This window comes from Shewanella profunda (assembly GCF_023283765.1).
In the GTDB taxonomy this organism is placed as follows: Bacteria; Pseudomonadota; Gammaproteobacteria; order Enterobacterales; family Shewanellaceae; genus Shewanella; species Shewanella profunda.
The window spans coordinates 16,104-41,146 of sequence record NZ_JAKILG010000036.1 but is presented as its reverse complement, the minus strand read 5'-3'; the positions used below and the strand labels follow the sequence as shown (position 1 = coordinate 41,146).

General features: G+C 45.3%; 21 protein-coding genes. 15 read left to right on the top strand and 6 right to left on the bottom strand.

The annotated features are described in order from the left end of the window. Positions 1–37 precede the first annotated feature (37 nt). The 10 genes from mtrA to L2744_RS15590 all read left to right on the top strand — a co-directional run bounded on the left by mtrA (position 38) and on the right by L2744_RS15590 (position 12,961). The gene (gene mtrA, locus L2744_RS15635; protein WP_248992792.1) at positions 38–1,039 is read left to right on the top strand and encodes a decaheme c-type cytochrome MtrA; all 1,002 of its coding nucleotides are present in this window, start codon (positions 38–40) and stop codon (positions 1,037–1,039) included. 12 nt (positions 1,040–1,051) lie between these two features. Then, the gene (locus L2744_RS15630; RefSeq protein WP_248992791.1) at positions 1,052–3,139 is read left to right on the top strand and encodes an MtrB/PioB family decaheme-associated outer membrane protein; all 2,088 of its coding nucleotides are present in this window, start codon (positions 1,052–1,054) and stop codon (positions 3,137–3,139) included. A 204-nt stretch (positions 3,140–3,343) separates the two neighbouring features. After that, positions 3,344–3,949 (top strand): hypothetical protein, encoded by a 606-nt coding sequence (locus tag L2744_RS15625; protein WP_248992790.1) that lies wholly within the window; start codon positions 3,344–3,346, stop codon positions 3,947–3,949. A gap of 57 nt (positions 3,950–4,006) precedes the next feature. Then, entirely contained in the window at positions 4,007–4,675 is a 669-nt protein-coding gene (locus L2744_RS15620; RefSeq protein WP_248992799.1) for a uracil-DNA glycosylase family protein, read from the top strand. A gap of 8 nt (positions 4,676–4,683) precedes the next feature. Continuing rightward, positions 4,684–5,925: a sugar diacid recognition domain-containing protein gene (locus L2744_RS15615; protein WP_248992789.1), complete on the top strand. Its 1,242-nt coding sequence runs from the start codon at positions 4,684–4,686 to the stop codon at positions 5,923–5,925. Between the two features lie 125 nt (positions 5,926–6,050). Then, the gene (locus L2744_RS15610; RefSeq protein ID WP_248992788.1) at positions 6,051–7,058 is read left to right on the top strand and encodes a catalase family peroxidase; all 1,008 of its coding nucleotides are present in this window, start codon (positions 6,051–6,053) and stop codon (positions 7,056–7,058) included. A gap of 305 nt (positions 7,059–7,363) precedes the next feature. Beyond that, complete coding sequence (locus tag L2744_RS15605) at positions 7,364–8,722, top strand: GntP family permease (protein ID WP_248992787.1); 1,359 nt, start codon at positions 7,364–7,366, stop codon at positions 8,720–8,722. A gap of 59 nt (positions 8,723–8,781) precedes the next feature. Beyond that, a complete protein-coding gene (locus L2744_RS15600) occupies positions 8,782–9,966 on the top strand; it encodes a glycerate kinase (RefSeq protein ID WP_248992786.1) in 1,185 nt (394 codons plus the stop codon). 241 nt (positions 9,967–10,207) lie between these two features. Further along, on the top strand, positions 10,208–11,857 hold the full coding sequence (gene panP, locus L2744_RS15595; protein ID WP_248992785.1) for a pyridoxal-dependent aspartate 1-decarboxylase PanP: 1,650 nt from the start codon (positions 10,208–10,210) through the stop codon (positions 11,855–11,857). Between the two features lie 555 nt (positions 11,858–12,412). After that, complete coding sequence (locus tag L2744_RS15590; protein WP_248992784.1) at positions 12,413–12,961, top strand: hypothetical protein; 549 nt, start codon at positions 12,413–12,415, stop codon at positions 12,959–12,961. Between the two features lie 32 nt (positions 12,962–12,993). Here L2744_RS15590 and L2744_RS15585 read toward each other — a convergent pair whose 3' ends face one another. Then, positions 12,994–13,917, bottom strand: a complete 924-nt coding sequence (locus tag L2744_RS15585) for a transporter substrate-binding domain-containing protein (RefSeq protein WP_248992783.1) — start codon at positions 13,915–13,917, stop codon at positions 12,994–12,996. A 209-nt stretch (positions 13,918–14,126) separates the two neighbouring features. On the opposite strand from L2744_RS15585, the gene L2744_RS15580 reads away from it, so the two are divergent. The 5 genes from L2744_RS15580 (at position 14,127) to L2744_RS15560 (ending at position 17,570) form a co-directional block, all read left to right on the top strand. Continuing rightward, the gene (locus L2744_RS15580; protein ID WP_248992782.1) at positions 14,127–14,642 is read left to right on the top strand and encodes a ClbS/DfsB family four-helix bundle protein; all 516 of its coding nucleotides are present in this window, start codon (positions 14,127–14,129) and stop codon (positions 14,640–14,642) included. A gap of 30 nt (positions 14,643–14,672) precedes the next feature. Further along, positions 14,673–15,329 carry a Vat family streptogramin A O-acetyltransferase gene (locus L2744_RS15575; protein ID WP_248992781.1) on the top strand — a complete coding sequence of 219 codons (657 nt, stop codon included), beginning with the start codon at positions 14,673–14,675 and terminating at the stop codon, positions 15,327–15,329. A 155-nt stretch (positions 15,330–15,484) separates the two neighbouring features. Then, positions 15,485–16,324: an AraC family transcriptional regulator gene (locus L2744_RS15570; RefSeq protein WP_248992780.1), complete on the top strand. Its 840-nt coding sequence runs from the start codon at positions 15,485–15,487 to the stop codon at positions 16,322–16,324. Positions 16,325–16,443: 119 nt separating this feature from the next. Continuing rightward, positions 16,444–17,271: an AzlC family ABC transporter permease gene (locus tag L2744_RS15565; RefSeq protein ID WP_248992779.1), complete on the top strand. Its 828-nt coding sequence runs from the start codon at positions 16,444–16,446 to the stop codon at positions 17,269–17,271. Beyond that, complete coding sequence (locus L2744_RS15560; protein WP_248992778.1) at positions 17,268–17,570, top strand: branched-chain amino acid transport AzlD family protein; 303 nt, start codon at positions 17,268–17,270, stop codon at positions 17,568–17,570. The genes L2744_RS15565 and L2744_RS15560 overlap by 4 nt, the downstream gene beginning before the upstream one ends. Before the next feature lie 106 nt (positions 17,571–17,676). Here L2744_RS15560 and L2744_RS15555 read toward each other — a convergent pair whose 3' ends face one another. From L2744_RS15555 to L2744_RS15535, 5 genes are all read right to left on the bottom strand, one after another. After that, positions 17,677–18,390, bottom strand: coding sequence for a helix-turn-helix transcriptional regulator (locus L2744_RS15555; protein ID WP_248992777.1), 714 nt, complete (start codon positions 18,388–18,390; stop codon positions 17,677–17,679). A 117-nt stretch (positions 18,391–18,507) separates the two neighbouring features. After that, positions 18,508–18,957, bottom strand: coding sequence for a GyrI-like domain-containing protein (locus L2744_RS15550; RefSeq protein ID WP_248992798.1), 450 nt, complete (start codon positions 18,955–18,957; stop codon positions 18,508–18,510). Positions 18,958–19,040: 83 nt separating this feature from the next. Further along, a complete protein-coding gene (locus L2744_RS15545; protein ID WP_248992776.1) occupies positions 19,041–19,424 on the bottom strand; it encodes a VOC family protein in 384 nt (127 codons plus the stop codon). 162 nt (positions 19,425–19,586) lie between these two features. Continuing rightward, the gene (locus tag L2744_RS15540; protein ID WP_248992775.1) at positions 19,587–21,308 is read right to left on the bottom strand and encodes a phospho-sugar mutase; all 1,722 of its coding nucleotides are present in this window, start codon (positions 21,306–21,308) and stop codon (positions 19,587–19,589) included. 171 nt (positions 21,309–21,479) lie between these two features. Then, positions 21,480–25,037 (bottom strand): ABC transporter permease/M1 family aminopeptidase, encoded by a 3,558-nt coding sequence (locus L2744_RS15535; protein WP_248992774.1) that lies wholly within the window; start codon positions 25,035–25,037, stop codon positions 21,480–21,482. Positions 25,038–25,043 lie beyond the last annotated feature (6 nt).

Here is a 25,043-nt window from a genome sequence, read left to right as displayed (position 1 = left end):
TTCTTGAAATTTGTTGGGACAAATTGGGAAGCCTATTATGAAGAACAGCTTAAAAATGAAAAATCTACTGCCAGCACTCGCCATATCCCTGGCAATGTCTGCAGTAATGTCATTATGCATCGTACCGAGTGCACACGCCTCGAAGTGGGATGATAAAATGACACCAGAACAAGTCGAAGCCACCTTAGATAAAAAGTTCGCTGAGGGGAGTTATTCACCTAAAGGGGCGGATTCTTGTTTGATGTGTCACAAGAAATCTGAAAAAGTCATGGACCTCTTCAAAGGTGTTCACGGTGCGATTGACTCCTCTAAGAGCCCAATGGCTGGCCTACAATGTGAAGCGTGCCATGGTCCAATGGGGCTGCACAATAAGGGCGGTAACGAACCGATGATCACTTTCGGTAAGCAATCAACCTTAAGTGCCGACAAACAAAACAGTGTGTGTATGGGCTGTCACCAAGATGACAAACGTATGTCTTGGAATGGCGGTCACCATGACAATGCCGATGTTGCCTGTGCTTCTTGCCACCAAGTGCATGTTGCAAAAGACCCAGTGCTAGCAAAAAACACTGAGATGGAAGTTTGTACTAGCTGTCACACCAAGCAAAAAGCAGATCTGAATAAACGCTCAAGTCACCCTTTAAAATGGGCGCAAATGACCTGTAGCGATTGTCACAATCCCCATGGGAGCATGACAGATTCCGATCTAAACAAACCTAGCATCAACGAAACCTGTTATGCCTGTCACGCTGAAAAACGCGGCCCAAAACTTTGGGAGCATGCACCCGTTACTGAAAACTGCGTCACTTGCCACAATCCTCACGGAAGTGTGAATGATGCCATGCTGAAAACCCGCGCGCCGCAGTTGTGTCAACAATGTCATGCCAGCGATGGCCACGCCAGCAATGCTTACTTAGGTAACACTGGTTCAGGTTCAAACGTCGGTGACAATGCCTTTACGGGTGGAAGAAGCTGCTTAAATTGCCATAGTCAGGTCCATGGTTCAAACCATCCATCTGGCAAGCTATTACAGCGCTAAGGGGAAGATAAAATGAAATTTAAACTCAATTTGATCACTCTGGCGTTATTAGCAAATACCGGTTTTGCAGTCGCTGCTGATGGTTATGGCGTTGCTAATGCCAACACTGAAAAAGTCAAACTTTCCGCATGGAGCTGTAAGGGCTGCGTCGTCGAAACAGGCGTATCCGGCACTGTAGGAGTGGGTGTTGGTTATAACAGCGAAGATGATATTCGCTCAGCTAACGCCTTTGGTACCTCAAACGAAGTCGCCGGAAAATTGGATGCTGACTTAGCCTACATTGGTGAAAATGGTTATCGCGCTAGCATCGAAGCCTATCAATTAGGCATGGATGGCGGTCGTTTAGACATTAATGCAGGCAAACTCGGCCAGTACAATGTCAATGTCAACTATCGTCAAATCGCGACTTACGACACTAATAGCGCCTTAACGCCATACTCAGGAATGGACGGAAACAACTTAACATTGCCTGACAATTGGGTTACCGCAGGTTCAAGCAGTCAAATGCCGTTATTGATGGACAACCTAAACTCACTCGAACTATCACTCAAACGTGAACGTACGGGTTTAGGTTTTGAATATCAGGGCGAATCGCTGTGGAGCACTTACGTGAACTACATGCGTGAAGAAAAAACCGGCTTAAAACAAGCTTCAGGTAGTTTCTTCAATCAATCGATGATGTTAGCTGAGCCTGTCGACTACACCACTGACACGATTGAAGCGGGGGTTAAACTCAAGGGTGAGCGCTGGTTTACTGCACTTAACTACAATGGCTCGATCTTCAAGAATGAGTACAACCAGTTAAATTATGACAGTGCTTTCAATCCCACCTTTGGCGCACAAACCTCTGGTGCGATGGCGCTTGATCCCGACAACCAGTCACACACAGTGTCACTGATGGGTCAATACAACCAGAGCACCAATGTGGTTTCTGGCCGTATTCTTGCGGGACAAATGAGCCAAGATCAAGCTCTAGTGACCTCAGGTTACGGCTTTCAAACACCGACTGAAGCTGTCGATGCCAAAGTTGATCTTCTGGGTATAAACTTAAAGTTGGTTAGCAAAGTCACCAACTCACTACGCTTAAGCGGTAGTTATGATTACCACGACCGCGATAACAATACCCAGATCGAAGAATGGACGCAGATCAGCATCAACGATGTCAATGGTAAAGTGGCCTATAACACGCCTTACGATAACACTAGCCAACGCTTTAAAGTGGCGGCAGATTATCGTATTACCCAAGGTATGAAGCTTGATGGTGGTTACGACTTCAAACGTGACGAGCGTGATTATCAAGACCGTGAAACCACGGATGAGAACATCGTTTGGGCACGTTTTAGAGTCAATAGCTTCGATATGTGGGACATGTGGGTTAAAGGCAGCTATGGTCAACGCGATGGCTCGGAGTATCAAGCCTCCGAATGGACATCCTCTGAAACCAATAGCTTGTTACGTAAGTACAATCTGGCTGACCGTGACAGAACCCAAGTGGAAGCGCGGATCACTCACACGCCATTGGAAAGCTTAACTATTGATGTAGGTGCCCGTTATGCACTCGATGATTACACCGATACTGTTATTGGTTTAACTGAGTCAAAAGACACCAGTTATGATGCCAATGTCAGTTATATGATCACCGCAGACTTACTGGCGACCGCTTTCTACAACTACCAAATCATTGAATCTGAGCAAGCGGGAAGCAGCAATTATAGCACCCCAACTTGGACAGGATACATTGAAGACAGAGTCGATGTAGTTGGTGCTGGCATTAGCTACAACAACTTACTTGAGAACAAGTTACGTATGGGGTTGGATTACACTTATTCAGACTCCGACAGTAACACTCAAGTTAGACAAGGTATCACAGGCGACTATGGCGATTATTTTGCCAAAGTTCACAACATTAACTTATACGCTCAATATCAAGCCACCGAGAAAATGGCGTTGCGCTTTGATTATAAAGTTGAGAACTATAAGGATAATGACGCCGCAAATGATATCGCTGTCGATGGGATCTGGAACGTCGTAGGCTTTGGCAGCAACAGCCATGACTACACAGCACAGATGATCATGTTAAGCATGAGCTACAAACTCTAACGCTCAATATGTTTAAATCCAAAAGCCCGCATCTTGCGGGCTTTTTGTTCAAAATTTTGTCTGTTTGGTGAAATCCCTCAAAAGCTAAAATCTTGAATAAGATCAGACTCTAGAGTGAAAATCCGCTGATAAAAACCTTATTCCTTGAGTTTTAGCTCACTTTAGCGGATCTTAATTCAATCTTTTGGTTAATCGTTTGAGCCCATGCGAATTCACTCTTCAATCTCCAAAAATCAGTGGTTGTTATCACTTCCCACTTTACTGGGGCTAAGCCTATTACCATTACCCGCCTTAGCCTTCGATTCCTCCGGTGGCACGGCCAGCCTGTTTATCATCTTAGGTTTAGGGGGTTTTACCTTAATCAACTTATGTTTACAGGGGTTATTCTTTTGGGCTGGCAAATATCGCAGTGACAGTTTTACTAACGGTCATGTATTAAGCGCGCTGCTTGTACCTATTATTGCCATTGCACTTACCATTTATGATCACCGAGGTTGGAGCGATTTCGCCCTTAACTTAGGTTTTATCTGTGTCGGCACTGGATTGATTTTGCTACCGTTACAACTTCATAAAATCGACAAAGTCACTAACCGCAATGCCGACTGGATACTGAGTATCGGCGCGCTCATTATCCTCGCATTAAGCTATGTTATTGCGCCTCTCTCCTTTTTCAGTCTTGTCGTTGCCCATATTTGCCTAGCCTCTATGCCAAGCAGGCTCCCTAAGCTATTAAGTTATCTTGGTTTAGCGTTAGGCTATGCACTATTTGGTTATTGGCTGTATCAAACATTTATGATGTTTCAACTTTAAATCACTATGAAAGCATCGACTCAAGGGCCACATACAGATACGCCATGCTCAGCATCCATGACCGCATTATTGGCAAAGGTAAGAGCATGTACTCAGTGTCAGGCGCATTTGCCCTTAGCACCCAAACCCATATTGCAGGCGAGTAGCCAAGCTCGGATTTTAATTGCAGGCCAGGCACCAGGGGTTAAAACCCACCATAAAGGCATTCCCTTTGACGATGCCAGCGGTGAACGGCTGCGTACTTGGTTAAATGTGACAAGGGAGCAATTCTATAATCCAGCCCTTTTTGCCATCATTCCCATGGGATTTTGCTTTCCTGGCAGTATAGAGAAAAACGGTAAAAAGCTGGGGGATAAACCACCTCGCCCCGAATGCGCCGCCACTTGGCATCATCAATTATTAGCATTAATGCCACAAATTGAGTTGATACTGATCCTAGGGCAATATGCCATCGATTATCATCTCCCCCGCGAACCTTTAACCGTATCAGCCACACCACTTGGTATTTTAAGTACTGCAACTCAAACCAGTAGCACACTCAAGCCAAAGTCCATCACAGTGACGCAGGCAACCGAGCAATGGCAACAATTTTGGCCGAAGTTTATTGTATTGCCCCACCCTAGCCCGCGTAATAATCGTTGGCTTAAACAACATCCCGAGTTTGAAAATAACCATTTACCAAGATTAAGAGCGCGGGTTTTATCCCTATTACAGCAGCAAGACTAGGCACCTTTATGTATCTTCTCGATTCAGTTATCGCCAAACAAATTGTCAGTCGCACCATGAAAATCATTGGTCACAATATCAATGTGATGAATGGTCAAGGGATGATCCTAGGTTCAGGCGATCCCAAGCGAATAGGCTCAATCCACGAGGGCGCACTATTAGCGATTGCACAAAATCGTAATGTCGAATTAAGTCAGGAGGTTGCAGCGAGTTTGCACGGTGTCAAACCCGGCATCAATTTACCCTTGCATTATCAAGGACAAATTATCGGTGTTGTCGGTATAACAGGCGATCCTAACGAACTAACCCATTACGGCGAATTACTAAAAATGACCGCCGAAATGATTGTTGAACAAGCCAACCTGCAAGATAAATTGCAATGGGAAAACCGCCAAAGAGAAGAGTTTATCCTGCAGCTTATCAAAGCAGAAACCGATGATAGGCAGTTACATCGTTGGGCAAAACAGCTCGATATTGATATCAGTATGCCAAGGGTTGCGGCCATCATTGAGATCAGTGAGAAAAGTAGGCCAGTAAAAGTACCGAAGCGCCCCTCAGATCCCCTCTCCATTGACTTGGCAGATACGGTACAACCTAATGTTATCGATGATCGTAACCACAGGGTCAGCGAAACCCTCAAACAAGTGCTTCATTTACTGCAATACCCCGATCGTGGCAACTTAATTGCCATGACCTCAATGTCGCAGTTAGTGATTTTAAAACCCGCCTTTTTAGATGGAAAACAATGGGACCCTGAGCTTGAAAATCAACGTATTGATCGATTGCTGCAACGCTTGCCCGCTCAGATGAACCTTAACTTTAAAATCGCCCTTGGACATTTTTTCCCGGAAAATGGCGGCATTGCACGCTCCTATCAAACGGCGCAGGAAACCTTAGCACTGGGTAAGCAGCTCAATCCAGAAGGTAATAAATACCTGTTCGAAGATTACTCACTGCAAGTACTGCTTTCAGGGCTTAAACATGACTGGCGCGGTCAAGCACTTGCAACGCCTTATCAACAACTTGCTAAAGTGGATAAGAACGGTCAATTACGTAAAACCTTAGCCGCCTACATCACCCACTTCGGTGATGCACAACAATGCGCTAATGCCCTGTTTATTCACCGTAATACCTTAAGATATCGACTCGATAAAATTCAACAAGTTACCCAAGCCGATATCCAATCCCTCCATGGATTATTGAGCCTATATCTGGGCCAGCTTATTGATTCCTCGAACAACTCAGCTTAATCAGTACGGGCTGACATGATTTCTAAGCTCGTCGGTAAAAATGATGATCGATTGAAAGATTTATACCCTCTTCCCTTTCTTATTGGGTCAGAGTCCTCTGACTCAGTCTATTGAAAGGAATTACCATGAACCCGAACAAACTCACGTTACTTGTCAAAGCGAGCATTATTGCAGGTTTTACCTTAGTTTCACCGATACTCAGTGCCGCCGAAAAGACCATTCCTGAACTTGTCGATGCTGTCAATGGCACGCCCGATGCCGCCAGTCGAGAGGCGGGGAAAGCGGTAAAACTGCGTAACCACTCGAAAGGGTTTTGCACATCGGGCACTTTTAAGCCAGCTCCACAATTGCAAAAAATCTTAGATATTCCTTTTTTTAAGCAAGATGCGATCAAGGTTACCGCCCGCTTTTCCCTCGGAGGAACAAATCCACAGATTTCCGATAAAACTCCTGGACGCTTTCTTTCCCTCAAAATTGACGGTGAAACGGAAAACCTCAATTTTGTGACTACTAACGTCCCAGTGTTTTTTGCCAGTAATCTCGACGATTTCTTTACCTTTCAAACCAAGGTGAAGCAAGGCGCCGAAGGTAAACAGTGGCTTATCGACAATCAACCCAGCGCCAAAGCCTTTTTCGACTATTTAAAACAATTGCCACCCAGCCCAAGTTTTGCCAATAGCCGTTATTTTGGTGTAAACAGTTTTCTGTTTAGCGCGCAAAAAGGTGGTGCTCAACAAGGTGAAACGGTCGCGGGTAAGTGGATTTTTGAACCCGTAGCAGGCACTGTCGCCCTTAACGCCACTGAGCTTGCTAATCTTAGTGATGATTTTTTAAAGGCTGAATTGCTGAGCCGCATTAAAACCCAGCCTGCACAATGGAACCTTTATATTCAACTTGCCGAAACGGGCGATGAAATTAATGACCCAACCGTGATCTGGCCTGAAACTCGCCAACGTTTACTGGTGGGTCGAGTGATTATTGATGGTGAACGAGATGCCGATCCCCAAGTTCAACAGTGCGATAGGGGCATTTTTAACCCTCTGCTATTACCCAAGGGTATTACCGCCTCGGCCGATCCCATACTGAATGCCCGCACTGCGGCTTATGTGGAGTCATTTATTCGCCGTCAATAACGCCAGTCAATAAATCCCCATATCCATCCCCATTGATAGCCAGCATTGACTGTCAATGGGGATAAGCTCACAAGCGACAACATTTCAGCAATTACATTCGTATTCACCTCGCTGTTTTTGTGCATAAGCACAAAAATAGTGCAGGATAACTCGGTAATTCCGTGGGTTTAACCAAAGCTATTCAAATATGTCTGCACAATAATAGGATGACCTTAAAGCACCCCTTATTTGGACTCAGACCCAAATCAGAGCTGCGCCCTACAATATCAGTCAAAACCTCAGCCAAGAACTGAACGGGACAAACTATGAACTTAGTGCTTATTCTTATCGGCGTGATCGCATTTATTGTTATCGCGACCTCAAAATTTAAATTACACCCCTTTTTAACCTTAATCCTAGCGGCCTTTATCGCGGCCTTCGCCTATGGATTACCCAGCGGAGAAATCGCCAAAACGATCACGACTGGTTTTGGCAATATTCTAGGCTATATCGGCTTAGTGATTGTCTTAGGAACAATTATTGGCATCATTCTCGAAAAAAGCGGCGCGGCTATCACCATGGCCGATGTGGTGATTAACGTGTTAGGTAAACGCTTTCCGACATTAACCATGTCGATTATCGGTTATCTCGTTTCGATTCCCGTATTTTGTGACTCGGGTTTTGTGATCTTAAACTCGCTAAAACAATCGATGGCTAACCGCATGAAGGTTTCAAGCGTGTCGATGAGTGTCGCCTTAGCCACGGGTTTATACGCAACTCATACCTTTGTCCCACCAACACCAGGCCCTATCGCCGCAGCAGGTAACTTAGGCTTAGAGTCAAATTTAGGCTTAGTCATTGGCGTCGGGTTATTTGTGGCAGCTGTAGCATCACTCGCGGGGATGTTGTGGGCAAACCGTTTTGCCGGTGTTGAGCCCGATGGTGAAGGTGCGCAGGAGCTTAAGACACAGTTGGATGATTATGAATCGCTGAAACAAAGCTATGGCGTGCTACCTAGCCCACTAAAAGCCTTTGCGCCTATTTTTGTGCCCATCCTATTAATTTGTTTAGGCTCTATTGCGAACTTCCCTTCAGCACCATTAGGCAAAGAAACCCTGTTTGATATTCTGGTGTTCCTCGGTCAGCCAGTAAATGCGCTGCTTATTGGTCTGTTCTTATCCCTGTCGCTACTAAAGAGCGAAAGTAAAATTGGTGAATTTAGCGAACGTATTAGCCAAGGGCTGATCACAGCCGCGCCAATTATTTTAATCACGGGTGCGGGCGGTGCCTTCGGTGCGGTATTAAAAGCAACCCCTATCGGTGACTTTTTAGGTACGTCACTGTCAGCTCTTGGAGTCGGTATCTTTATGCCGTTTATCGTCGCAGCGGCACTGAAATCGGCTCAGGGTTCATCCACAGTTGCCTTAGTTGCGACCTCAGCATTGGTTGCACCTATGCTTGGCGATATTGGCCTTGGCAGCGAGATGGGCCGAGTACTGACTGTGATGGCAATTGGTGCAGGTGCAATGACAGTCTCCCATGCCAATGACAGCTTCTTCTGGGTCGTGACCCAATTTAGCCGTATGAGCGTAAAACAAGCCTATAAAGCACAAACCATGGCAACCCTTATCCAGGGCGTAACCGCCATGATTACCGTTTATATTTTAAGCCTAGTGTTGCTCTAATGTAGCGCTAATCTCATCCTTGGGCGCATCACTGCGCCCAAAAAGCTGTAGGATTTTTAATGAAGATAGTTATCGCCCCCGATTCATTTAAAGAAAGCTTAAGTGCACTCGATGTCGCCAACGCTATAGAGCAAGGCATTAAACAGGTGATCCCCGAATGTGACATAGTCAAAATCCCCGTTGCCGATGGCGGCGAAGGCACTGTGCAATCTATGGTCGATGCCACTGGCGGCAGTATTGTTAACCTTGAGGTCATGGGGCCACTTGGACATAAAGTTCAGGCTTACTATGGCATTCTCGGTAATGGTTCAAATAGTCACCCGCATAATAAGCCCCATCAAGGCGCGATTGCGGTGATTGAAATGGCCTCTGCCTCTGGGCTACACCATGTGCCAAGGGAGCTTCGTAACCCTCTCATCACCACAAGTTATGGCACGGGCGAGCTGATTTGTGATGCGCTTAATCGGGGGATAAAGCATATCATCTTAGGGCTAGGCGGCAGTGCCACTAACGATGGCGGCGCGGGTATGGCTCAGGCGCTGGATATTCTATTGCTGGATAGCCAAGGTAAAAGCCTCCCTTCTGGCGGCGCAGCGCTGGCCAATCTTGCCAGCATTGATATGACCAACGCCCATCCATTACTGAGTGGATGTACCTTTGAAGTGGCCTGCGATGTGGATAATCCCCTGTGCGGCGAACGTGGTGCTTCGGCGATTTTTGGCCCACAAAAAGGCGCGACACCTGAGATGGTTAAACAGTTAGATGCAGCCCTTGCCCACTATGCCAATGTGTTTGCAACCACAGCCACAGAGGATCACCGTGAACAAGCTGGCGCAGGTGCAGCGGGCGGCATGGGATTTGGTGTGATGGCTTTTTTAGATGCCGAACTTAAACCCGGTGTCGAAATCGTAATGAAAACCGTAGGTCTTGCTGACAAAATCCGCGGTGCCGATTTAGTGATCACTGGTGAAGGCCGCATCGATGGACAAACCGTTTTTGGCAAAACCCCAATGGGGGTTTTAAAACAGGCCAAGCTTCAGGGGATCCCTACTATTGGTATCGCTGGCTGCCTAGGGGAAAATGCCAATGCCATACTCGATCACGGTATGCAGGCTATTTTCCCTATTATCCCGTCCTTAAGCCCACTCGACGATGTGCTGGCAAATGCCAAGCTAAACCTTTGCAATACAGCACGTAATATCGCCTCAGTACTGGTGTTAGGTCAGCGAATTCCGACGGTTTAGCCCAGATTACAAGAGCGGTTAATTTATCACAGCACCAAGGCGCTACAACGGCGCCTTGTTATTTTTTACCCCAAGGCATTGCCTGTACAATATTTTAATACTTGATGCCTAAAAGACCTTGCAGTAAAGTGAGCTCCCTTTTTGGTAATCCGCTAGCTTGAATTTCGAGAGTCCTATGTTTCGTTATACTCTTTGGACAAATTTGCGGTTTCACTATAAAAATTAATAGACGGCACGCCCCATGACCCAAAAATTCCCTCGTCAAGCCACTGCATCTGAAGAAAGCCTGATGCGCATATTTACTGTGCCGGAAGATGCAGAATCGACGCTGAGTATTATCGAGCAGAAGCTCTCTCTGGATTTAGCAGGCTTTTTGGGTGAGAGCATTGCCGCGCTCGAAAAACCGCTATCGGAAATTGAAACCGATTTTCAATCCTTCGAGATCCCAATCCAGCCGCGTTTTGTCTCCGATTACACCGATGAAATTATGCAAAATCTGGTCGCGCATTCGGTGCATACAGCAGCGCCGAGCTTTATCGGTCATATGACGTCAGCCCTGCCTTACTTTGTGTTGCCCCTGTCAAAAATGATGGTGGGGCTTAATCAAAATCTGGTCAAAATCGAAACTTCTAAGGCTTTTACGCCGCTTGAGCGCCAAGTGCTCGGCATGATGCACCATTTAATTTACGCCAAAGAGGCTGATTTTTATCAAAATTGGATGCACAGCGCTAATCATTCCCTCGGGGCTTTTTGTTCAGGCGGTACGGTTGCCAATATCACAGCGCTGTGGATCGCCCGTAATCAGCTATTAAAAGCGGATGGTGATTTTAAAGGTGTTACCCGCGAAGGACTACTCAAGGCACTACGCCATTATGGTTATGATGATTTAGCCATTTTAGTTTCTGAGCGTGGGCATTACTCCCTCGGTAAGGGCGTGGATCTACTCGGCATTGGCCGTGACAATATCATTAGTATTCCCACGGATAGCCACAATAAAGTCGATATCGCCAAGATGCGCGAAGCTGCGCTTGAACTTGCCCGTAAAAACATCAAGGTATTGGCGATTGTTGGCGTGGCTGGCACCACAGAAACCGGTAATGTCGACCCGCTTAAAGCGTTAGCCGCGCTGGCTACAGAGTTAGGTTGTCATTTCCATGTGGATGCGGCATGGGGCGGCGCGAGTTTATTATCCAATAAGTACCGCCACTTACTCGCAGGTATCGAACTTGCCGATTCGGTGACTATTGATGCCCATAAGCAGATGTATGTGCCTATGGGCGCTGGCATGGTGTTATTTAAAGACCCTGAGTTTGCCCACGCCATTGCCCATCACGCCGAATATATTTTGCGCCGCGGTTCAAAGGATTTAGGTAGCCAAACCTTAGAAGGCTCCCGCCCCGGCATGGCGATGTTAGTGCACGCTTGCTTACAGATCATTGGCCTCGATGGCTATGAGATATTAATCAATAACAGCATTGAAAAAGCCCGTTATTTTGCCGAACAAATCAAAGCCCATAAGGATTTTGAGTTAGTTACTGAACCTGAGCTTTGCCTGCTGACCTACCGTTATGTGCCTGCTAAAGTGCAATCTGCTATGACGCTTGCCATCCAGCATGGCGACACAGTAAAGCTGGCTCGCTTTAATGAATTACTCGATGGTCTTACCCAATTTATTCAAAAGCACCAGCGTGAGCAGGGTAAGTCCTTCGTCTCCCGCACCCGCATCTCCCCCGCCCGCTATTTTAGGCAAGCGACCGTGGTGTTTCGCGTAGTACTCGCCAACCCCCTCACCAGCCATGAAATTCTAAATCAAGTGCTGGTCGAGCAAAGCGAAATCGCCGCATTAGATAAAGAGTTTCTACCCGCGCTATTGGCGATGGTTGCCCAATAGCAAGTTGTGGATGATGAGTTTCCAATAGAGACTTTCAGATAAAAGTTTCAAATAACAAAACAGCCGCAAAGATCTTTGAGGGCTGGCTGTTTTGCTTAGTGATACAAAATTAGTGCAACGTTAAGGCTAAGAGAAAAGCTTTAGCAACCCTTCTAAGATTAAGCACTTATGCATCACCGCTGGTACGACGAATTCAATTGCTTCCGTGACACGCCGTGAAGCCGTCCATGGCGGCTCTGCGATGACATCCATGTCATCGAAGGTCACGTCCGCATCTGAATTCGCCTTGGCTAATTTCTGCGTAATCTGGCTGCATTTAGAAGAACAAATAGCGCGATCACTCGTAGTAATTTTAACAGCAACCCATAGGAATTATGGTGTGAAAAAGTCGCAATAAAAGCTATGGATGTCCCCACTCTTTTCGTTTTGCCTCAGCTACAGCCCTGCTACTTTTGATAACTCTCATTCAAGCAATTTTAGCCAAAGCAAGTTGTCGGCAAACCGAAAGTGCATTATGTTGTTGTGTAGATACCATCACTCAGTATGGAGAAACTCTTGAGATTTTTAGTTCTATTTTTCGTTTCAATGTTCATCAGTTCATGCGGAATTATTGAGTGTGTAGACTCTCAGTTTGAAAGAGAGCCTATTCCCATAAAAGGCGAATCACTCTTTGAAGTTGCCTTTCCTAGTGGAGTGACCAAATCACACAGTATTAAATGTGAAAAGTATTATGACGCCATTTGTGCTGAGCGAGGAAATAGCTGGAAAATTAGAGAAGTAGGAAAAAAAAGCAGTCACAAACGAAGTCATATTCCTGTTGTAACTGACGGTTATGAAATTGAACTCCCTAATTGTAGGCAATTAAAAGACACAAATTCAAAAATAACCATGAATGATATTAGTATTGTTTGGAATAAAGACGGAAGTGAAACCAAGCAAACTAACGAGGGGACGGTGGTTACCTCATGGTTAGGTAAAAGCTACTACTACGTATCTTCAAAAAATGATATTCATAGATTTAAAACTGGTGGCTATAGAGATGTGCCTCAGGAAATCGTTGAGTTTGAATTTAATTTAAAGCTTAACGGAATTAGCTTGAAGTAAATTCCCTATAACAAGCCATGACCATCAGTGACTCAATGATATTTTTCACACAATGCGGAAAAATCATCTTTTGGATTAACTAAAAAATCCTTACCCACAATTGAAGTGATTTCTGATTCTGAGATTAACGGATTATCTATTTTAAAAATTCGTCTTTCATTAAACTTACTTTTTAACAAAAATTCACAATGGCGCTGATAAAATAATTTATCAAACTGACCATTAGCAATAATCCTTTTAAGACCTACTTGTATTCTCTGCGCCAAACGTGGCTCATTAGGGGACACATAATAATATGTGGCAAGCGGAATATGCAGTAATATATTTTCATCCACAACCAAATCTGGATAGCGTTGTTTGAACAGCTCAACCTCTTGAAAAACCTCATTAACGCCACGACCAAACGTCACAAATCGCCCCATAGACAACATGTTGAATAAATTGTCATATTGAGTACTTTCAATCACATTAAATCCTGCTTGTTGCATTGCAATTTTAGTAGACCATTGACTGCCTGAACCTGTATCCAAAGAAGTTAACTGTGCGAGTGTGTTTATATTGGCTAAAATAGACAAATTTTCCTTCTTGATAATAAAAATTCTAAAACCCTGAATGCCTTTACGAATAGGTATTTTTATTGGAGTAAGTTGCTCATCCCACTGTAAACTGGATGCTTCTGCCATAACGTTGACAACTTGACCATCCTGTAATGATCTAAATATCCGATTTCGACTCATTATCACATTGGAAACTTGCAGCGATGCCTCTCCAAAATCAGATTGAGTTGCTTCAATAATTAGTGCTAAGAGGTCATAGGTATATTGGTATCTATGGTCATTTTCAGATTCTGGATGGTTGATAATAAAGGAGTCAATAGCATAAGAGATAGGGGCATATACAAATATCCCCAAAAAAAGAAGTCGAAATAATATACCAACTCGCTGTAAATTAATCATAGATAAGCTCATTGTGATATATGAAAATCTACTTGGTGCCAATCCATTCTAGCAGAAGGATAGTTAGCCTACCCGATGGGAAAGCAAATACCTTGGGTGAATTCATCGCTTATTGCATGGAAAATATGGAAATCAAACCGATTAAGGATAAGACTGACAGTATCAAGGGCGCTCAAAGCTAACCAAATGTAATATAAACAGAGGTAGTAATGTCATCTGTACCCCAATCAAAACAAGAGCTTGAATTGGCTATCGACTCAGTGTTTCCCAAATTGATGGCAGACTATCGTTCAATCCCAACCCATATGTCCCGAGTATGCGGCGTAGAGGGAAATATTAAAGGTACACACATTAGTGTAAGTGATACAGCCGCCTACCTTATTGGCTGGGGTAAATTAGTGCTCAAATGGTATGAGTTAACATCGCATGGACTACCCGTTGATTTTCCCGATACAGGATATAAATGGAATCAACTTGGATTATTAGCTGAGCGGTTTCACCAAGAATATAGCCAGTGGCAATATGCTGATTTACTTAATGAATATGAACTGACAATGAAAAAGCTGTTAACGCTCATTGCTAGCCTCAGTGATCACCAATTGTATGGGGTAACTTGGTACGATAAATGGACTCTGGGCCGTATGATCCAATTTAATACCTACTCCCCGATGAAGAATATGCGTACCAAAGTAAGACGATTCAAAAAAGACAATGCGTTAGCATAGCAAGCAACTCTTTTCGGCACGGAGGCATTGATGCCAGGTATAAACATTTACCCGCAGTTAGGGCCAAATCCCAATGATAAGGAGCCGATGAAAGGCTTTCCTCAAGTCGGGTTTCTTAAAAGTTTTATTACGCGCAAGAACATTGTCGTCGGTGATTACACTTACTATGACGATCCTGCTGGGCCAGAAAGATTCGAGTCGAATGTGCTTTATCACTTTGACTTTATTGGCGATAAACTGATCATCGGTAAATTTTGCGCCATCGCCAAAGATGTAAAATTTATTATGAATGGCGCCAATCATCAAGTATCAGGCTTCTCCACCTACCCTTTTTATATCTTCGGTAATGGATGGGAAAAGGTGATGCCCAACGCGGGGGATTTGCCACATAAAGGCGATACCCAAGTCGGGAACGATGTGTGGATTGGTTATAATGCCACCATAATGCCAGGAGTAAACATTGGGCACGGCGCCATTGTTGCCAGTCAATCAGTGGTGACAAAAGATGTGCCACCCTACGCCGTAGTTGGCGGAAATCCTGCCACTGTGCTCAAACTTAGATTCGAGCAAGCTGTAATAGATGAACTCGTTGCTATCGCTTGGTGGGATTGGCCGATTGAAAAAATCACTCAACATCTACACGCCATCGTTGGTGCTGATCTTATAAAATTACGGCAGGCGACATAACCAAAGCCATTCGGTAGCAGCGCTAAGCAACAAACATAAAACGCAAAACAAAATCCAATATGCGCAATTTTGTACAAAAGCACTGAGGATTTCTGCGTTATTATCGGGCTATATTTTTGAGCCCGTCGATTCATACATTCAAGAAAGGAGGCTTCATGAACACGGAACATGCGGCCTACCAAATTGCCGATGAGTTAGGCGGCCTTGAGTTACTCAATGCCCACTACCATAAACAAAATTTTAGTCGTCACACCCACGAGGGTTACACCGTTGGTGTAATTGAAACGGGTGCACAACGCTTTTATCGGACTGGTGGTAACCATGTTGCGCCAAAACACAGCATCATTTTAGTCAACGCCGATGAAGTCCATAATGGCTGTAGCGCCACAGACGGGGGTTGGTCATACCGTGCTATGTACCCAGTACCCGCACAGTTTGCAAATATTAACAGTGAGTTAGCATTATTAACTGCTGGAGCGCCCTATTTCCCAGAGCCCGTGGTGTACGACCCAGAATTAGCTGATATGCTGCGCCTCACTTTTAATACCTTAGATACGTCGGATAACCGTTTACTGCGCGAAAGCTTAGTCTATTCAAGCTTAACGCAATTAATGGCGCGCCATGGCAGGAACCATCCAACAGAAAACATCGCAGCAATGGCAAAGCCTGCATTAGCGCTGGTGAAATCCTTTATCGACGATCATCCAGCGGCCGATGTTTCCCTTGAAGAACTGGCAAAACTTGCGGGATTAAGCCCCTATTATTTGCTGAAGCAATTTCAACGTTATTACGGTTTACCGCCCCACTCTTACCAAATTCAGGCCAGAGTCAGACTCGCCAAAGGAAAAATCAAACAAGGCACACGGCTGCTAGATGTCGCCCTCGATTGTGGTTTTCACGATCAAAGTCACTTGAATCGACATTTTAAAAAGACTGTCGGCGTGACGCCGGGACAATTTGCCAAAGAGATAGGTCGCAATATTATCCAAGCCTAAACAACAATGTTAGGTTAATCTGCCATTCTAATTCTTGCTGAAATCTGACAAACATACCTTATCCGAGAATGTATTTTAAAAGTGACCATTTCTAGTCGCCGCTATTTTTAGGAGCCAAAGTGACAACCGACAAGCCTATAGAACCTGATGTTTATCCAGCGCATCCCACAAAAGCCAAGGCCTTTTTAAAAGGCACTATTGCCATGATGCCACTGACAATAGCGGTTGTACCTTGGGGGATTTTAGCGGGCTCCTTCGCCATTGAGGTCGGACTCACTCCCATTGAGAGCCAAGCTATGTCGGCAATTATCTTCGCGGGCGCGGCGCAATTGGTGGCACTCGGAATGGTCAAAGCGGGTATTGGCCTGTGGAGTATCTTAATTACCACCCTACTTATCACCTCGCGTCATCTGTTGTATGCGATGGCGATGCGCAGCCAAATCAGCCCCTTGCCGCTAAAATGGCGCCTGACATTGGGCTTTTTGCTGACTGATGAACTATTTGCCATCGCCAATCAAGGTAAGTTGCATAAGTTCGACCCTTGGTATGCCCTCGGCGGCGGCTTAAGTTTCTATATCGGTTGGAATATCGCCACCCTGCTTGGCATAGTGGCGGGTAATGCTATCGAAAATTTAGGTGAGCTTGGTCTTGATTTCGCCATCGCCGCCACCTTTATCGCACTGGTCGTCCCCACGGTAAAAAAACCGTCGATTCTCGTCTGTGTATTAGTCTCGCTCTCACTCGCGGTAGTATGTGCAGCCTTTGAAATTCAAGCAGGACTACTCATCGCCGCCATAGCAGGAATGACTGCTGGTGTGCTCTACGCCAAAATCACTAAGGAAGATGAGCGTAAGATACTTAATCCATTAGCAAACTCACAAACTGAGACTGATGCCCATTCTGAAAGAAAAGCTGATGCAACAACTCAGCCAGAAGGAAAGATATGATTTGGTTAATGATCTTCTCAATGGCCGCCATAGTATTTATCAGTCGCCATTTATTACTCGAACCTAAATTACCGCTGCGGTTGAGTAAGGGGACTCAAACTTTTTTAAGTTACTCAGCCCCAGCGGTACTGACCGCTATCTTTGCGCCCATAGTATTTGTGCAAGAAGGAACGCTCGATCTCAGCCTAGAGAACAGCTACCTCATCTGCGCCGTAGTCGCAACCGTGCTGGCGCTCGTCACCCGTAATACCCTACTGACCACAGTGCTGAGTATGGGGCTGTTTTTCGTGATCCACTAGGGCGTGTAGCGGCGCAACTGTTGTCGTTAGTTGATAAGCCAAAACCGCACTGGGTTATGAGTTGTAGTTTCTAAACCTACTGTAAAAATAGGCTGTAAAACAAAAGCTACTCATTCGAGTGGCTTTTGTTTTTCTTGTGCTCACTCATTTGCTCATTCATCAAGCAGATATAATCTTCTAAATCTTGACCCGCTGTAGGGTCAAAGTAGCGATTCAGGCGCAATAATCCAGTGATACGATCGACCCTGAAATTACGAAAGTCAGCCCTAAGCTCACACCAAGTCAGCAAGGTCCAAGTACCACGCCAAAAATAAATGGCGAGCGGTCTGACTTCACGCTCGGTGACGGCAAGTTTTACATCTTGGTAGAAGAGTTTGACGTATTCGCGCCGCTGGGCAGCATTACGCAAAGGGTCGAGGAATTGAAACTCATTGGAATCTAAATAAAAATCCGGTGAAAACATCAAGGATTGATAGGCTTGCAATCGTTTGGGTAATACGGCTTCCACTTTGATCATCGCCTGCCGTGCAGCGCTGCCAAGCTCTTTACCACCCCAAGTTTGCACCATACGCATGCCGACTTGAATCGCTTCCAGTTCGGCCTCGTTGAACATTAATGGCGGGACATTAACCTCATGGCGCAATAAATACCCCACGCCAGCTTCTCCTTCAATCGGAATGCCGCTTAAACACAAATCCTGCACATCGCGGTAAACCGTGCGAGTCGAAACCTCTAAGCGCTCGGCCAACTCTTGGGCTGTGGTCAGTCGTTTGTGTTTAAGAATTTGCACTATTTGAAATAGGCGATCGGCGCGGCGCATTGGCTCTTATTTAATCCTTTATGTTAACGTGCCATTAATTTATCAAGAATTTTAACCGTTTAAATAAAATAACCAATAGTGCTCAAGCACAGTCGAGTGATTTGATCAGGATTTGAATTATAAGATCCCAATATAAATCTCCACCTCAGTGGCACTAAGATAGACTTCAAAATCCGTTTGATATCGCCGCTCGTTTGGGCAATCAGGCACACTAAAATAGCCCCACACTTGTCCCCATAGTTCGATAACACATTGGGGCATTTCACCTTGACTGCTAAATTTTAGGTATTTACCGGCTTCGAGCGTAAGTGGCGTAAACTGGCTCGCATTGGTAGGTGAATCAATTGCCTTGCCCACCAGCACAGAATAATCCCCCTCCATATCTGACTCATAGTCATAATACACCCCATACATGGGCGAATTGAGCATAGAGGTCAGTTGGGATGATTCAAAAAAGGCTTGCCACAGACCGCCTATTCTAGCGCTATCAGCGGACATTTCTGCACTATTATTAGTGCGAATACTAAGCCCTAGTAACGGTTGAGCATCAAGGTAAACCATGTTCATCTTTGTTTCTTCCATAGAGATAACTTAATGAGAGTCGTGCCTAAAGGACACGACTCTTACGAACATTAGCCATAGTTTCGAGACTATTTATCCTTTGACCACAAGCCGACTTTATTGCCTTCACTATCGACAAACAGTGCGATATAACCACACTCTCCGTCTTTGATCGGCGTCACTGGCAGCAGAATATTCACGTTGGCGGCCGTGAGTTTATCCACTAAAGGTTGTAATTGTGTACTGAAATGCAAATACACAGTGCTGCCCTGCATCGATGGTTGACTCATACTGCATTTGACTAAACCAATGCTGGCTGCGTTAACATCTTCGGTCACTATGGTTGCATATTCCATGTCTTCCATATCGTCACGTTTAAACTCAACGCCAAAATGTTGCTGATAAAAAGCGACGGCACGGTTCATGTCACTGACAGGAATTTCACCCCAAACTAACGGTGCAATTGATAACATTTTCACTTTCTCCTTGTTGAAAAATATCGATGATTCAAAATCTTATTGATTAAGTTCATCAACGGGCGACAACAAGCATAAAACAAGGCTACTGACAACATGATGTCAGTAGCCTTTAAATAAAAGTGAATTTTATTGTTTTAACTTAGCCAGCAACCAAGATTACTTTGGCAAACTTGCTTGGTGGGCTTGAATAAAGTCATCCATCGCCTTGGTAGCCCGCGCTTGAGTGCTGGCAAGAGTGTCGTCCACCAGCATTATTTCAACCACTTCGTAATAGCACTTAATTTTGGGTTCAGTGCCCGAAGGCCTAACTATCACCCTAGCGCCACCCACGAGACAATAAGTCAACACATCGCTCGGTGGTAAGTCTATTTTTTCAACTCGACCATCGGCGAAACGACGCTCAAGGGCTTTAAGATCATCGGTCCAGAGCACCGCATTATCACCAATCTTCACCGGTGGATGCTCACTTAAATAGGCGCCAATATTCGGCGTATCCGGTTTTAAGGCAATACTCACCTGCGCATTTAAATGGAAACCATGCTCACGGTAGATTTGCTCGAGCCTGTCCCAAATAGTTTGGCCTTGGGCGACAAGCTCTGCGGTTAATTGAGCAAATGCCACCAACGCGGATAGGCCGTCTTTGTCCCACACCATATTGCCCACCGTGTAACCGAGCGCTTCTTCATAGGCAAACAGGAATTGATTATTAGGCTGGGTTTTCGCAATCCCCACATTCATCAACCATTTAAAACCCGTGAGGGTAGTATAGCTTTGAGTGCCAAAGCTTTTAGCAATCTTTGATAATAGACTCGATGACACAATAGTAGTGCCCGTTAGTCGTTGATTGTGAGGCGCATGACTCAATAGATAATGGCCAAAGAGCACCCCAACTTGATCGCCAGTGAGCATTTGATACTCGCCCTTATCACGGCGCACCGCTACCGCAAAACGGTCAGCATCGGGGTCGTTGGCACAGGCGAGCATAGCGTCATGTTTTTTCGCCTCGGCGATCACTAAATCCATCGCCCCTTTTTCTTCAGGGTTTGGGAAGTTAACCGTTGGAAAATCTCCATCCGGCTCGCGCTGGGCAGCAACCGAATAGACCTGAGTGAAACCCGCATCTTTGAGTACCGTTTCGGCCATTTCAGCGCCAACACCGTGCATAGCGGTATAAGCAAGGCTGACTTGTTCAGGGCTGGCATGGTTTTGTAGCACGCCAGCTTGCATCACACCGCGGCGATAGGTTTCATAAAAATCGTCCTGCAAGAGAATCAACTTACCTTGCTTTACGGCGTCATCATATTCTAAAAACGGGATGGCTTGAGTCGCGGCGCGTTCAATCTGCGCGGCAATGCCAGAATCGTGTGGCGGGATAATCTGTGCACCATTTTCCCAATACACTTTATAACCATTGTATTGCGGTGGGTTATGGCTCGCGGTCACCACAATTCCCGCAGCGGCGTTAAAATGCTTAACCCCAAAAGCCACTAGCGGCGTTGGTGCAACTCTGGCGGTTAAGTGTACCTTAATCCCCATGGCGGTCAGCACGCTTGCCGTATCATGGGCGAAGGTGCAAGAATCATGGCGACCATCATAACCAATCACCACACCACGCTCGGCAGTATCTTTAATCTGTTCAAGTAGATAAGCGCCTAGACCAGCTGAGGTTTGACGGATCACAAGACGGTTCATTCCCATTGGACCTGCGCCCACTACGCCGCGTAAACCCGCGGTACCAAACTCTAAACGCCCCGCAAAACGCGCCGTAAGTTCGGCTTCGTTACCGTTATCAAGCAGGGTTTGTAACTGTGTTTGAGTGTGTGGGTCTGGATCATTTTCCAGCCAATGTTTAATTTGTAACTGCAGATGAGTATTCATAACACGCCTTATTGAAAATCATTTGCAATCACCTTAGGAAAAAGCGCGTAGAAGAACAAGCTAATTTGCATTAATTTCAAAATGAGCCAAGGGTATAGCAATAAAAACGCACTACCTGGCGAGTCATGCCGGATAGTGCGTTGGTTTTAACGAGCTAGTTTAAAAAGGGATTTAGAACTTAAAGATATTGTCCTTTGCATCTCTGTCGATGAGCTTCACAAAGGGATCGACACCCACATAACTGGGTTTCCCAGCCAAAGTGATCGTCAGCTTGTTTTCGCCACTGACCAATCTGTGCTTCTCAATCAATAATACCTGTTTATCATCCTTTAGCTTATCGGGATCGGCACTAAAGGCACCGATATCAATCATGGCATCTAATGGTTGTTCGGCTTCTTCACCTTTACCACTCGCGACTTTGCGACTGGCATAAATGGTCAAGTCAACTTGCGTCTTGCTATCGGGCAGAGTGGTCATTACCGCATTGGTTAACCTGAGGTCGTAGAGTGTGATGTCATTAAAGGACTCATCGATAAAGCGAGCCTGCGCTTCATCAGTACCTTGCCTAAGGTAACTCACCAAATCCAATGTGGTCGGGAAAGGATCGTTACGATACTGATAACGCGCTAAAAAAGTCTTAAGGTTTGCGTTGAGTTTCGCCTCACCCAACACATCTTTAATTGCCATCATCACCACTGAGCCTTTCTGATAATGAATGTACTGCTGATTTTCACTGCGCAGCAAAGGCATTTCTTCTATGGATTCGGATGAACGGCCACGTAAATATCTATCTAATTCGTATTTCAAAAATTTACGGATCATTTTATCGCCGTACTTTTTCTCCAGCACCATCAGCGCCGAATACTGCGACAAGCTTTCGGATATCACAGCACTGCCCTGCACATCGGCAGCGCCCACTTGGTGTCCCCACCATTGATGCGCCACTTCATGGGCGGTGACGTAATACACAGGATCGATATTATCCTCATTGCGTAAATCAGTAATAAATCCAATACGCTCTGAGTAAGGCACTGTATTAGCAAAACTTTGTGCAAAGCTACGGTAACCAGGAAACTCCATAATTCGCATTTGCTTATGCTGATAAGGCCCAAATGCTTGTGTGTAGTAATCGATAGAATCCTTGACCGACTCTATCATGCGGGCAACGTTCCAAGGGTGATCTGCATGGTAGTAAACCTCAACCGCAACACCATTATGCTCGGTTTTTTCCACCTGATAACGGCCCGAAATAATGGCGTAGAAGTTCACCATAGGGCTATCCATCGAATAATGGAAATATTCACGCCCATCCTGCTGCCACTGTTTTTGCAAATACCCTGGCGCTAATGCAGTTTGATCCGCACTTGTCGAAATAGTGGCTTCAAACTGAATGAAATCACCATCGACGCCAAAGAAGTTTTGCGTGTAAAAATGGCTATCTTCAAGTTTGTTCGTACGTGCTTTTTCGGCCAGATCGCGCTTTTGGCGCTCGTGGCGATCCATTAGCTCATAACCATCTTGATAACCAAAGAGCGGCAATAGTTCGAAGTTGTTGATGAAGGTGCCATTTTCAACCACTGACATATCAAAACCAGCTTCAGCAATACCCACCGACTCACGTACTAATTGGATATCCCCTTGCACCACTTGCCCCGGCTGAACAGGCGTCGTAAAGGTCAGCCAAGTATTACGATAGCGGCTATCAAACTCACCTAAGTTAGCATTAGGAATATTGATTTTTACCGTTTCGGCCTGAGTGTGCTCGGGCAACTGCACTAACATCTTTTCGATTGGTTTATCCGACTTGTTTTGCCATTCGAACATCACCTTAGCGACAATTTTCCGCTCTTCAGGGAAAATATCGATATTCGCATTGACCTTAGTAGTCACTAAAATCGGCATGCCTTGGTATTGTTTAAAGGCCTTCTCATAATCGGCTTGCAGATCAGTGGTTTCATCTTGGGTTAAATAATGATTCAACACTTTGGTTTGGTAGAACAAATAACTGCCCATGCCCAAAAACACCACCAAAGCAACGCTCACAATGGCTTTTCCACTAAAACCAAGCTGATAACCCAGTAATCCCATACGGGTTTTAAGGCTCTGCTGCGGTCCGCGGTGATACAAGCCATAACCTAAAACAAACAGGATAAGGCTAAAGGCGCCCCAGTAAATCATATAGAGTGCATGGCTTAATAAGCCCCAACCGTAGCCGTTCATATCCGAGTAAATTAAGGTCGGTGATTGCCCAAAGTTATATAGGCTATGGCCAAATCCCCAGCTTGCCATAACAAATGTCGTCAGATAATAAGCAACAAATAGTCCCATACCTGCGTACTTATTAGGGCTAAGCACTTGCAGGAAAAACGCCAGCACTGCGGTCATCAACAGCGGCAGGAGGTAATAAAATCCGAGTCGAATAAGGTACTGAGCAATCTCAAGATTGGCTTGACCTTTTATCAATTGAAATACAATTGTGGTACACATTGCGAGCACATAGAGCAAGGTCATCACTATGACCACAGACACTAACTTTGAGCCCCAAAAGCTTAGGTTTGATACGGGAACACTATCGACTATATCCCCCATACCTGAGCTGCGTTCACGCCAGACGATTTCTGCACTGTAATAAATCAGCACTATCACCATCAATAACCCAGTCGCGCCAGCAATGTTATCCACCATATCCTGGGTTAATGGCCAATTAGATGTGCCATACCAACCAAAATCATCGAACATGGGGCCGACTAAGTTGAAAATGGTCAGCGCCCCTAACACCACAAACGGTGCTGTAAACAGCACTTGGCGCACTTCAAATTTAACCCGCGTCCAAAACTGCTGGCGACCATTGGGCTCAGTCGCTAAGGCCAATTGTGCCAATGACACTAAGTTGGGGACTGTTCCCGCTTTATCGGATTTTCTCTCACGTTTCTTAGTCAAACTCGGCTGACGGAAAATCCCCGATATTGCCAGTAACACGCAGGCAATCCCAAACCATAACGCGCGGTTTTGCAGCACAAGCCCCGAGAATTCAATTAACTGGTTATTCTTCTCACTAATGGTCCAATAACGAGTCACTTCGGCAAAGGTGCGCAACGCAAAGGGATCAAGCAAGGCGGCTATGGTGCGATATTGTGGCTGACTCGCCATTTCGCCCGTCAAGGTATAGAGCACCAACATAGCCACTGCGGTCAGATAGAGCGCCATCAAGGAGCGAAAACGACTTGCCATCGCATAGAACAGAGTCGAGATCAGCAGTAAAGTCGGCATGGCGAGTAAAAAATACGGCACAAGGTAATTCGATAGCGTAAAAGGCCCAAATCTGCTCGCATCGACCCATGGCATAAAGGAACCGAGCATTAAACCGATTGGGATAAAGGCAAATACCAGCATCACCACAATAAAACTGCCTAGAAAGCGGCCAAACTGGTATGCAAATGGCGATAGGGGTTTGCTATAAATCAGCTCTTCCATCAAATGCTGATGATTGCGGATCGCCGTGCTACCCACAAAATTCACCACGGCAAACATGGAAATTAATCCCATGATCAACATGGTTTGGGTAATACCAAATGGGCTGTTTTTCATCACCTCGCCGCCGCTACCAATTTGGATATTGTTAGATGCGACAGATAGAAAACTCATTAAAAACAATAAAAAAGAAACAATATAAAAAGATGGCTGACGTAAATAATAACGCCACTCAAACCTAAGCATTGATAACAACATATTGAT

Bases quoted from the DNA above. Each gene is read 5' to 3' on its own strand.
- mtrA (WP_248992792.1), top strand. From the start codon at position 38: ATGAAGAACAGCTTAAAAATGAAAAATCTACTGCCAGCACTCGCCATA.
- L2744_RS15630 (WP_248992791.1), top strand. From the start codon at position 1,052: ATGAAATTTAAACTCAATTTGATCACTCTGGCGTTATTAGCAAATACC.
- L2744_RS15625 (WP_248992790.1), top strand. From the start codon at position 3,344: ATGCGAATTCACTCTTCAATCTCCAAAAATCAGTGGTTGTTATCACTT.
- L2744_RS15620 (WP_248992799.1), top strand. From the start codon at position 4,007: ATGACCGCATTATTGGCAAAGGTAAGAGCATGTACTCAGTGTCAGGCG.
- L2744_RS15615 (WP_248992789.1), top strand. From the start codon at position 4,684: ATGTATCTTCTCGATTCAGTTATCGCCAAACAAATTGTCAGTCGCACC.
- L2744_RS15610 (WP_248992788.1), top strand. From the start codon at position 6,051: ATGAACCCGAACAAACTCACGTTACTTGTCAAAGCGAGCATTATTGCA.
- L2744_RS15605 (WP_248992787.1), top strand. From the start codon at position 7,364: ATGAACTTAGTGCTTATTCTTATCGGCGTGATCGCATTTATTGTTATC.
- L2744_RS15600 (WP_248992786.1), top strand. From the start codon at position 8,782: ATGAAGATAGTTATCGCCCCCGATTCATTTAAAGAAAGCTTAAGTGCA.
- panP (WP_248992785.1), top strand. From the start codon at position 10,208: ATGACCCAAAAATTCCCTCGTCAAGCCACTGCATCTGAAGAAAGCCTG.
- L2744_RS15585 (WP_248992783.1), bottom strand. From the start codon at position 13,917: ATGATTAATTTACAGCGAGTTGGTATATTATTTCGACTTCTTTTTTTG.
- L2744_RS15580 (WP_248992782.1), top strand. From the start codon at position 14,127: ATGTCATCTGTACCCCAATCAAAACAAGAGCTTGAATTGGCTATCGAC.
- L2744_RS15575 (WP_248992781.1), top strand. From the start codon at position 14,673: ATGCCAGGTATAAACATTTACCCGCAGTTAGGGCCAAATCCCAATGAT.
- L2744_RS15570 (WP_248992780.1), top strand. From the start codon at position 15,485: ATGAACACGGAACATGCGGCCTACCAAATTGCCGATGAGTTAGGCGGC.
- L2744_RS15560 (WP_248992778.1), top strand. From the start codon at position 17,268: ATGATTTGGTTAATGATCTTCTCAATGGCCGCCATAGTATTTATCAGT.
- L2744_RS15555 (WP_248992777.1), bottom strand. From the start codon at position 18,390: ATGCGCCGCGCCGATCGCCTATTTCAAATAGTGCAAATTCTTAAACAC.
- L2744_RS15550 (WP_248992798.1), bottom strand. From the start codon at position 18,957: ATGAACATGGTTTACCTTGATGCTCAACCGTTACTAGGGCTTAGTATT.
- L2744_RS15545 (WP_248992776.1), bottom strand. From the start codon at position 19,424: ATGTTATCAATTGCACCGTTAGTTTGGGGTGAAATTCCTGTCAGTGAC.
- L2744_RS15540 (WP_248992775.1), bottom strand. From the start codon at position 21,308: ATGAATACTCATCTGCAGTTACAAATTAAACATTGGCTGGAAAATGAT.
- L2744_RS15535 (WP_248992774.1), bottom strand. From the start codon at position 25,037: ATGTTGTTATCAATGCTTAGGTTTGAGTGGCGTTATTATTTACGTCAG.